This is a genomic window from Rhodococcus sp. CX (assembly GCF_015865005.1).
Lineage (GTDB): Bacteria > Actinomycetota > Actinomycetes > Mycobacteriales > Mycobacteriaceae > Rhodococcus.
This window is the reverse complement of the sequence record NZ_JADZGH010000229.1, coordinates 6,796-15,705: the sequence shown is the minus strand read 5'-3', so window position 1 is coordinate 15,705 and position 8,910 is coordinate 6,796. Positions and strand designations below refer to the sequence as shown.

At 65.3% G+C, this 8,910-nt stretch carries 9 protein-coding genes; all 9 read left to right on the top strand.

The genetic code is table 11. From position 1 onward, the window contains the following. Positions 1-146: 146 nt before the first annotated feature. The 9 genes from I0Q12_RS25545 (at position 147) to I0Q12_RS25505 (ending at position 8,619) form a co-directional block, all read left to right on the top strand. Positions 147-1,178: a zinc-binding dehydrogenase gene (locus I0Q12_RS25545; protein ID WP_197255944.1), complete on the top strand. Its 1,032-nt coding sequence runs from the start codon at positions 147-149 to the stop codon at positions 1,176-1,178. Further along, a complete protein-coding gene (locus I0Q12_RS25540) occupies positions 1,162-2,295 on the top strand; it encodes an ABC transporter permease (protein WP_197255942.1) in 1,134 nt (377 codons plus the stop codon). Before I0Q12_RS25545 ends, I0Q12_RS25540 begins: the two co-directional genes overlap by 17 nt. A 164-nt stretch (positions 2,296-2,459) precedes the next feature. Further along, positions 2,460-3,122 (top strand): ABC transporter permease, encoded by a 663-nt coding sequence (locus tag I0Q12_RS25535; RefSeq protein WP_197255940.1) that lies wholly within the window; start codon positions 2,460-2,462, stop codon positions 3,120-3,122. Next, the gene (locus I0Q12_RS25530; RefSeq protein ID WP_197255938.1) at positions 3,115-4,035 is read left to right on the top strand and encodes an ABC transporter ATP-binding protein; all 921 of its coding nucleotides are present in this window, start codon (positions 3,115-3,117) and stop codon (positions 4,033-4,035) included. The genes I0Q12_RS25535 and I0Q12_RS25530 overlap by 8 nt, the downstream gene beginning before the upstream one ends. Then, positions 4,032-4,907 carry an ABC transporter ATP-binding protein gene (locus I0Q12_RS25525; protein WP_197255936.1) on the top strand — a complete coding sequence of 292 codons (876 nt, stop codon included), beginning with the start codon at positions 4,032-4,034 and terminating at the stop codon, positions 4,905-4,907. The genes I0Q12_RS25530 and I0Q12_RS25525 overlap by 4 nt, the downstream gene beginning before the upstream one ends. 140 nt (positions 4,908-5,047) lie before the next feature. Continuing rightward, entirely contained in the window at positions 5,048-5,659 is a 612-nt protein-coding gene (locus I0Q12_RS25520) for a cupin domain-containing protein (protein WP_197255934.1), read from the top strand. Positions 5,660-5,773: 114 nt separating this feature from the next. Further along, positions 5,774-6,577 (top strand): IclR family transcriptional regulator, encoded by an 804-nt coding sequence (locus tag I0Q12_RS25515; protein WP_197255932.1) that lies wholly within the window; start codon positions 5,774-5,776, stop codon positions 6,575-6,577. Between the two features lie 70 nt (positions 6,578-6,647). Continuing rightward, entirely contained in the window at positions 6,648-7,397 is a 750-nt protein-coding gene (locus tag I0Q12_RS25510; RefSeq protein ID WP_197255930.1) for an arylmalonate decarboxylase, read from the top strand. Positions 7,398-7,425: 28 nt separating this feature from the next. Next, complete coding sequence (locus tag I0Q12_RS25505) at positions 7,426-8,619, top strand: NAD(P)/FAD-dependent oxidoreductase (RefSeq protein WP_197255928.1); 1,194 nt, start codon at positions 7,426-7,428, stop codon at positions 8,617-8,619. The last annotated feature ends 291 nt before the right edge of the window (positions 8,620-8,910 follow it).

Sequence of the window (8,910 nt, the reverse complement as noted above, 5' to 3'; positions counted from 1 at the left end):
CACCGGCGCAGTGATGTACGGCGAGGCTCCATTGGACGAGGGCAGCTTCGTGTTCGCAACCGGCCGGTCTGCGGACGCCGAGTCGCTCGTCGCCCGAGACGGCGGAGCCGTCGTCTACGTGACGCGTCTACCGAAAGAGGCCGAGAATGCGTAGAGCGGTAATATCCGAGCCCGGCGTCGTCGAGGTCATCGACAGCCCTCTGCCGTCCTTCACCGAAGATCAGGTCCTGGTTCGCGTCCTGCGATTCTCCCCGTACGGCACGGACATCGAGATCGCGGCCGCTCGGGAGCCCAGGTATGTGCGGGATTCGTACCCGATCGGGTTCGGCGTGGATTTCGCCGGTGTGATCGATCAGGTGGGCGCCGCGGTCGAGGGATGGGACGTCGGTGATCGCGTCACCGCAACGGGTTTGCCGACGTGCGGAGCATGCCGAATGTGCGAGGCCGGACGAACGAATCTGTGCCACAGTTTCATCGCCGGCGAAGTCCCGCGGCAGGAAGTGGCACAGGAATACGTGGCGGTGGATGCTGCCCAACTCACGCGCATCCCACCCGAGGTGGGACTCGACGACGCGGCAATGCTCTCCGGCGTCATGACTGCGGTCAACGGATTCGATCTCGTCAACGCCGGGGAAGGCGACGACTGCGTCGTGATGGGCCTGGGAGCAATGGGGCTGGCCGGTGTGGCGGTGGCAGTGGCGCGCGGATGCCGTGTCGTCGGTGTCGGTGTCGGCGCGGACAACCAGCGCATGGCGCGCGAGCTCGGGTGCCACGAAGTCATCGATGTCCCAGAGCACGACTTCCCGGTCCGTGATCTGGTGCGCCGGGTGCTGCCGGACGGGCCGTCCGTGGTCTACGAATCCACCTGCCGTGACTGGGGTATCGCCCAGGCCTTCGAGGTGTGCGGATACGGCGGCCGGGTCGTGCTCCTGGGTGGCGGGTCCCTCCCGGCGGATGGGTGGGCATTGATCGAGCGAGAGCTGACTGTCGTCGGGGTGCGTGCAGCCCCGAACAAGGAGAAGTCCCTGCGGCTGCTCTCGCAGGGTTCCGTCGATCTGAAATCGACCATCGCGCAGAGAATCACGCTCGAAGAGGTGCCGGCAGTGTTCGCCGACTGGATCAATCGTTCACCCAACCGGGTGAGAGGGAGGGTGATGGTGGATGTCTCAAACAGTTGATCGAGTTGTCCTGCCCGCGCCCGTCGATCCGGATGTGTCGAAGACGCCGACGGCGTCCGGGCGGCGCGGTCAGGGCGGGCTCCGCGCATGGCGGCGGCTCCCCTGGGGCGTGCGCTACTTCCTCGGGCGCCTGGCGTTGGTGCCGCTGACGCTCTTCGCGCTCTGCACCTTGGCGTTCGGTCTGGTCAATCTGATTCCGAGCAATCCGGCCGGGGTCCTTCTCGGTGACTTCGCAACCCCGGAGGAGATCGCCCGAGTCAACGCGGAACTCGGCCTCGACCAAAGCCTTTGGGTCCGTTATCTCGACTTCCTGAGCGCGCTGGCGCACGGTTCCCTCGGAGAGTCGTACTTCACCGGGGAGCCGGTGATGACTGCTCTCGGAGCGCGGGTGGCGTCAACGCTCGAGCTCGTCGTCGGAGCGTGGATCGTCGCGATAGTTCTCGGCACCGTGCTCGGCGTGGCGATGGCGTACTGGAAGTCTCCGATCGGCCGGTCGTCGATCAGCACGGGTGTTGCCCTGGTGCAGGCAATCCCGGACTTCGTCCTGGGTATCGTGGGCAGCCTCGTATTCTTCTACTTTCTCGGCTGGCTGCCCCTCCCACTGGGGCAGCTTCCGCTGAGTTCGTCGCCCCCGCCGGCCGTCACCGGCGCGGCGTTCCTGGACAGCCTGCTCGCAGGGGACTGGAGCACTGCCGGTGCTGCCGCGCAGCAGATGATCTTGCCGATCGCAGCGCTCGGCATCTCGGGAAGTGTGGTGTTCGCCAGGGTGGTCTATGCCGCCAGCGCGGAGGTCTTCGGGGCTCCGCACACCGCCTTCGCCCGGGCCCGTGGTCTGGGCGAGCCCACCATCATCTGGCTCACCGTTCGCGCTTCCCTCCTTCCTGCCGTTGCGGCGAGCGGAATCGTGGTCGGCGGGCTGATCGGTGGCAGCGCGGTCGTCGAGGTCGTCTTCAACTGGCAGGGCCTCGGACAGTGGGGCGCCGAGGGCGCACTCGAAGCAGACATCCCGGTGCTGGAGGGCTACATCATCGCAGGGGCCGGCCTGTCCCTGCTCGCGTACATCGTCGCGGACATGTCCATGTACTGGCTCGATCCGAGAGTGCGGGTGGAAAAATGAAGCGTCCCTCCATGCGAGCCCTGGCCGGCATCGGCGTAGTGGCCGGGCTGCTGCTGGCAAGTTTCGGTCCGCTCCCGTTCGATCCGAGGGAGCCGCACCTCGAAGCCATGTTGTCCGGCCCCAGCATCACCCACTGGTTCGGAACGGATCGCACCGGTCTCGACGTGTTCTCGGTGACGTTGGCCGCCACCGCCGAAATCCTGCCTATCGCGTTGATGGGAGTTCTGGCCGGCGGGCTGGTCGGAGTCGTCCTCGGAGCTCTGGCCGCGTCGGTCCTGCCGGGCCGGACGTCGAACTCCTCCGGGAGAACCGAATGGCTACTGCGCCTGCTCGACATGATGCAGTCGCTGCCGGTCGCCGTTCTGATGATCATCGTGGTCGGTATCGGAGGCCGAGGCACGAACGTCGCCGGGGTGGTGGCGGCGCTCGCGTTGGTCAACATCCCGCTGTTCGCCAAGGTTACGTACGCACAGGCGCTCTCGGTGGTCAATGAGCCCTTTGTCATCGCGGCCCGCGGCTACGGTGCGTCACGGCCACGAATCGCAGTCCGCCACATCCTTCCCGGCGTTTCGGGCATCATCGCGAGCCAGTTCTCACTGTCGATCGGAAACGCGATCATCGCGCTCGCAGCCTTGGGTTTCCTCGGCATCGGTATCGCACCGCCCGACCCGAGCTGGGGCGAACTCATCCGACAGGGCTCCGAGGAGATTGCCAGTGGGGTCTGGTGGTTGCTGGCATTCCCGACCGTGACGATCTGCCTGCTCGTGATGGCGCTGAACGCGCTGGCGCGGCAACTCTCGAACATGAAGGGACTCGGTCATGCCTGAAGCAGGAGTGCTCGGTGCCCTGCGGAGCCCAGCCGACACCACAGCAGAACAACTGCTGTCCATCTCACATCTGAACGTCACCTATCCGGGACAAGATGCCGGCAGCAGGGCCGTGGACGACGTCTCGGTCGACCTGCACCGCGGTGAGATCGTCGCGGTGGTCGGCGAATCCGGCTCCGGCAAGTCCACACTCGTCCGGTCCGTGATCCGACTGCTGCCGACCACCGCCGATATCCGCGGAACGATCAACGTCGTCGCGCCGGACGGTCGCAAGTACGACGACGTGCTCGCTTTGCCCGACCGTGCGCTGCGCCAGGTGCGCGGGCGTGTGATCGGATTCGTCCCGCAGAGCACTTCGGGGGCTCTGAACCCGGTGGTGTCGATCCGGCGCCAGTTCGAGCTCACCTTGCGGTCCGAACGGATGAGCAGGACAGAGATTCGAGAACGGGCGATCGAGGCACTGTTCGACGCAGGTGTGCAGGACTTCGACGCAGTGTGGCAGGCGTATCCGCACGAACTGAGCGGAGGCCTCGCGCAGCGGGTGGTGTTCGCGCTGGCCATCTGCAAGCGGCCGAGTGTCCTGCTCGCCGACGAACCGACAACCGCGCTGGATCCGATCGTGCAGGCCGATGTGCTGAAGCGGCTGCGGGGCACCGTGACGGAGAGCCGGTCGACGGCGTTGCTGATCACTCACGACCTCGGAGTAGCGGCACGCTATGCGGACCGCATCATCGTGATGCGACAAGGTCGCGCCATCGAGAGCGGCAAGGTCGACGACGTCGTCTTCGATCCCCAGCACCCCTACACCCGCGAGCTGCTCGCCTCGGGTATGGGCCGAGGGGCGGCGCTGCTCGACGTCCCGGACCCGAGACACGGACGCGACGAGAGTGAAGAGAAGGGGCTTGATCGATGACGCTGGAGAAGCGGGAACTCTCGACCGGGGCTGCCGGTGACGTGTACGAGACGCGAAGCTGCGCCGTCTCCCTGCGGAACGTGAGCAAGCGCTACCGCAAGGGCAGCCGTGAGGTGCGTGCACTCAATCATGTCGATCTCACGATCCGTGCGGGGGAGCGGTTGGCGCTCATCGGGGAGAGCGGCTCGGGAAAGTCGACCATCGGCAAGCTCGTTCTGGCCCAGATCCAGGCCGACGAGGGAGAGGTGGACGTCCTCGGTACCCGATCGCTGACGAAGGCGGAACGGTCCCGGGAACTGGCTCGACGCGTGGGCTTCGTCTTCCAGCAGCCGTTCGACTCGCTCGACCCGCGGATGAAGATCGGCTCGTCCCTGGCGGAACCGCTGCGGATCCACCGACGTGATCTGTCGAAGGCAGAGACGGCCGAGCTGGTATCGGACGGGCTCGCGGCGGTGGGACTTCCCCGGGATTTCGCCTCTCGGTACCCGGGGCAGTTGAGTGGGGGACAGGCGCAACGGGCTTGCATTGCAAGGGCATTGATCCTGCAGCCGGACCTGCTCATCCTCGACGAACCGACGTCGGCACTCGACGCGACGAGTCAACGCGAAGTCCTCCGCCTGCTGTGTGACCTTCACAGTGCGCGAGAGATCGCGTGGCTGTTCATTACTCACGACCTCCGGGTCGCCGAGGCGATCACCGACACGACAGCGGTTCTGCGACACGGCGACCTGGTCGAGTACGGACCGACGCTGGAGGTACTGGGCAATCCGCGCACGGACTATGCGCGGCGACTGATCGACGCGAGTTTCAGCTCCGGTCTGCACGGTGCGGAGCCCGCTCCGGTGCTCGTCCCCGGGGCGGTGGCCCTGTGACGAGTCAGGAGACGAGCCGTGGACCGGCCGACACGAGGATCTGCTACGACGTGCACCGCGCGGGATGGGAACCGTTCCCGGGCGGGGGTGCATCGTGGTCGGTGCTCCGACGGTCGCCGGATGGAGAGATGCTGTCGGCAATGGTTCGACTGGCACCGGGCTTCGTCACGACACTCCGGGTGGCCGCGGAGGGCCTCCCGACGATCGGCTACGTCCTCGACGGCAAGCTCGACGTCCGAGGAACGGAATGTGGTCGCGGAACAATGGTGGCGTTGCGCCCCGGTGCCGGCGACAGCGTGGAGGCGATCACCGTCGGTAGCCGGGAGGGCGCAACCGTCGTAGTGATTCGGCGGCCCGACCGAGGCAGCTGTCCCGGTCTCGCCGACCACGGAGAGACCGTCCTGGTGGCAACACCGGAGGACATGCCGATGGTCGAGTCCGTGGTCGCCGGGAAGAAGACCGGCATCACACGCAGAGTCATGTGGGTGGACTCGACACGCGGCGGTGACATTCGGGAGCTGACGGTGCCGCCGGGATTCGTCGGGGCCGGCCGTGGTCATCACCCCTGCGGCGAGGAGATCCTCTGCCTCGACGGCGCGATCACGGCAGACGAACGGCACGAGCTGACTCGGGGCTGGTATCTGTACAACCCTGCCGAATACGTTCACGGCGGGCACGAGTTCTCCGTGCGCGGAGCGAGATTGCTCGAATGGCACGACGGGGCTTGGGATCTGGTTCTCGATCCGGAGTGATCGTGATGGCCGCAGTCGGCCCGCGGAGGAGAACCGTACCGGGAGGCCGGTGCGAAACTGCCGCGACAGGAAGAGCCTTGACACACAGTTCGTAAGCGACGTGGAGGAGTACGCATGGTGACGACGAAGGCCGGCGGCACGCGGAAGCAGACGAAGACGGTCTCGCCGGCGTCCGGGAGCGGTTCCGAGAGTCATCGCCGGAGGCTGGGCGTGCTGCTCGGTTTCACCGAGGAGTGTCACACCCAGACAGTCCAGGAGATCGCTGCGCGGATAGGGATCCCGGTCAGTTCGGCGTACAGATACGTCAGTCAACTGCGGGAAGTCGGCCTGTTGGAGGAGTCCGAGTTCGGCGGCTATCGGGTCTCGCTGCGGGCTATCGGACTCGCTCGGGCTGCACGGGCGGGATCGGCCGGAATCGCCGAGGTGACGAGGCCGGTTCTGGAACGTCTGACGCGTGAACACGGTGAGACCTCGCTTCTCATCCGTCGAATGGGCCATGCCGTGGTTGCCGTGGACATGGAGGAAACGCGTTCGTCGGTGCGGTTGGCGTTCGAACGGGGGCGCCTCATGCCGTTGCATCAGGGTTCCGCCGCACGTGTGCTGCTGGCGGCCATGAAGCCCAAGGAGCGCTCCGAGTACTACGCGTCGATGTATTCCTTCACGGCGAATCCCGCCCTGCCGAGCGACGCCGAACTCGGTGTGATCGACGAGCAGGGCTGGGCCGAGAGTTTCGGGCAGATCGAAGAGGGCATATGGGGATTCGCCGCGGCCATCCGAGTGCGCCGCCAGGTCGTGGCAGCACTGAGCATGGCCGGGCCCATCTATCGACTGGACGCATCCAGGCGTGAACAAGTGATGACTGCGGTCAAGGAGGCCGCGAACGAGATCAACGATCATCTCGCGCGCGTCGAATTCTGAAGGGGCGATCCGGAATCGGATCACAGTGAACAGTTGTCAAATTCTCCTGCAATGGAATTGAGGGTTTCGAATGAGTCTCGATGTCACCGGCTACCGAGCGAAGATCGGAGTGGTGGTTCCTTCGACGAACACGGTCGTCGAACACGATTGCGCCATGTTGGCGCCGCACGGGGTGACCTTCCATGTGGGTCGCTCGTACGTGGAGCACCCGGAGATGAACAACCACGAGACGTTCATGGGGCTCCAGAAACAGATCGGTGACTCCATCTCCGTCGCTCTGCGGGACGTCATGACCGTAGGGCCGACCCACATCATGATGGGTATGTCGGCGCCCACCTTCTGCAACGGCGTCACCGGGAACGCCGATTTTCATCGGGATGTCACCGAACAGGTCGGAGGGATTCCCGTCACGACCGGCGCTTCGGCCTGCCGCGCCGCGTTGGAAGCGCTCGAAGTCAAGCGGATCGCGGTGTTCTCTCCCTACCAACCGGTCGCCGATCAATGGGTCGACCAGTACTTCGGGGAAGCGGGGTTCGACGTGCTCCAGGTGACCGGGCTGCGTATTCCCACGGCCACCGCGATCGCCGAGGTCGGCCCCCGGCAGGTCGTGGACGTGTTGAAGCAACTCGATGGGCCGGACGTGGACGCGATCGTCCAGGTAGGTACCAACCTCTCGATGATTCGCGTCGCGGATCAAGCTGAGCACTGGCTGGGAAAGCCGGTAATCGCCATCAATGCAGCGACCATCTGGCACACGCTTCGGATGGCCGGGTTCAACGACACCTGGGGTGACGCCGGAACCTTGCTGCGCCACCACTGACCCACAGATCTCGAAGGAGTGCAACAGAATGCTGCAGAACACAACACCGGCAGGTCTCGACGCCGATGTCATCGTCGTCGGTGGCGGACCTGTCGGAACCACCACCGCACTCAAGCTGGCCCGTGGTGGGTTACGCGTGATTGTGCTGGAGGCACGGAGCACCAACACCATCGAAGGTCGAGCCACCACCTTCCACCCGCCGACGCTGGAGATGCTCGAATCGATCGGCGTCACTGACGAACTCATCCGGCGCGGCCTCAAGGCGCCGATCTACCAGTTCCGTGACGCCAAGCTCGGGAAGATCGTCGATCTCGACTTCGGGGTCTTGCACGAGGACACTGCCTACCCGTATCGCTTGCAGCTCGAACAGAGCAATCTCACGCAACTGGCAGTCGAGGGGTTGGAGACCCATCCGCTCGCCGAATACCGGAGTGAGGCCCGTGTCAGTCAGGTGACTCAGCTCGCGGGTTGTGTCGAGGTGGTCGTCGACGAAGGTTCTCGTGCCGATGTCCTGCGTGCGCGCCATGTGGTCGCGGCCGACGGGATGCGTAGCGTTGTGCGCAGCGGGCTGGGACTCGATTTCAGCGGGCACACGTACCCCGAGCGGTATCTGGTGCTCTCCACCCAGCTTCCCCTGCACGAGATTCTGGACGACCTCGCCGCGGTCAACTATGTCGCGGATCCGGAAGCGTGGCATGTCCTGCTTCGCAATCCGTCGGGGTGGCGGATCCTCTTCCCGGCTCCGCCCACCGCCGGCTCCGACGAGGAGGTGCGCAGCGACGACTACGTCCGCCGCGCCCTGCAGCTGGTCGTGCCCACCGCCGACCTGTCCGACATCGACCGGGTGACCCTGTACGAAGTGCACCGCAAGGTCGCCGAGCGATTCCGTGTCGGGGACATCTTCCTCGTGGGCGACTCCGCGCACGTCAACAACCCGCTCGGGGGTATGGGAATGAACAGCGGAATTCACGACGGCATGCTTCTCGCCGACGTCCTGCTCGCCGGCGCCGATTCCGACGCGCTGGACCGTTGGGCGGAGAGTCGCCGGGCGGTGGCGCTCGAGTTCGTGGGTGAAGAGACCGAGGGGAACTGGACAGCGCTCCGGGACGACAACGAGGAACGTCGTGCGAAGAAGAGGGAAGAGTGGCGAGCCCTGGAAGCGGATCAGGCCGCTCAGCGTCAGTTCCTGCTGCGATCGTCCATGCTGGCCAGCCTGAAGTAGGCGGTTGACCAAGGAATCCGAGGGTGCCGAACAGTCCGTCGGACACCTTCTCGCCGATCGTTAACATAAGCAACAAGTCTGTTACCGAGCAGCCCAGATTCGGCAACAAGGCATGAATACATTCGAATGCACAGCGAGCCAGGCAGTGTCGCCGGATCGCTTCCTCGAATCTCCCCGCCCGTCAGGAGTGACATGGAAATCGGCGTCTTCATCCCCATCGGCAACAACGGCTGGCTCATCTCCAAGAGCGCTCCGCAGTACATGCCCTCGTTCGAGCTCAACAAGGCGGTT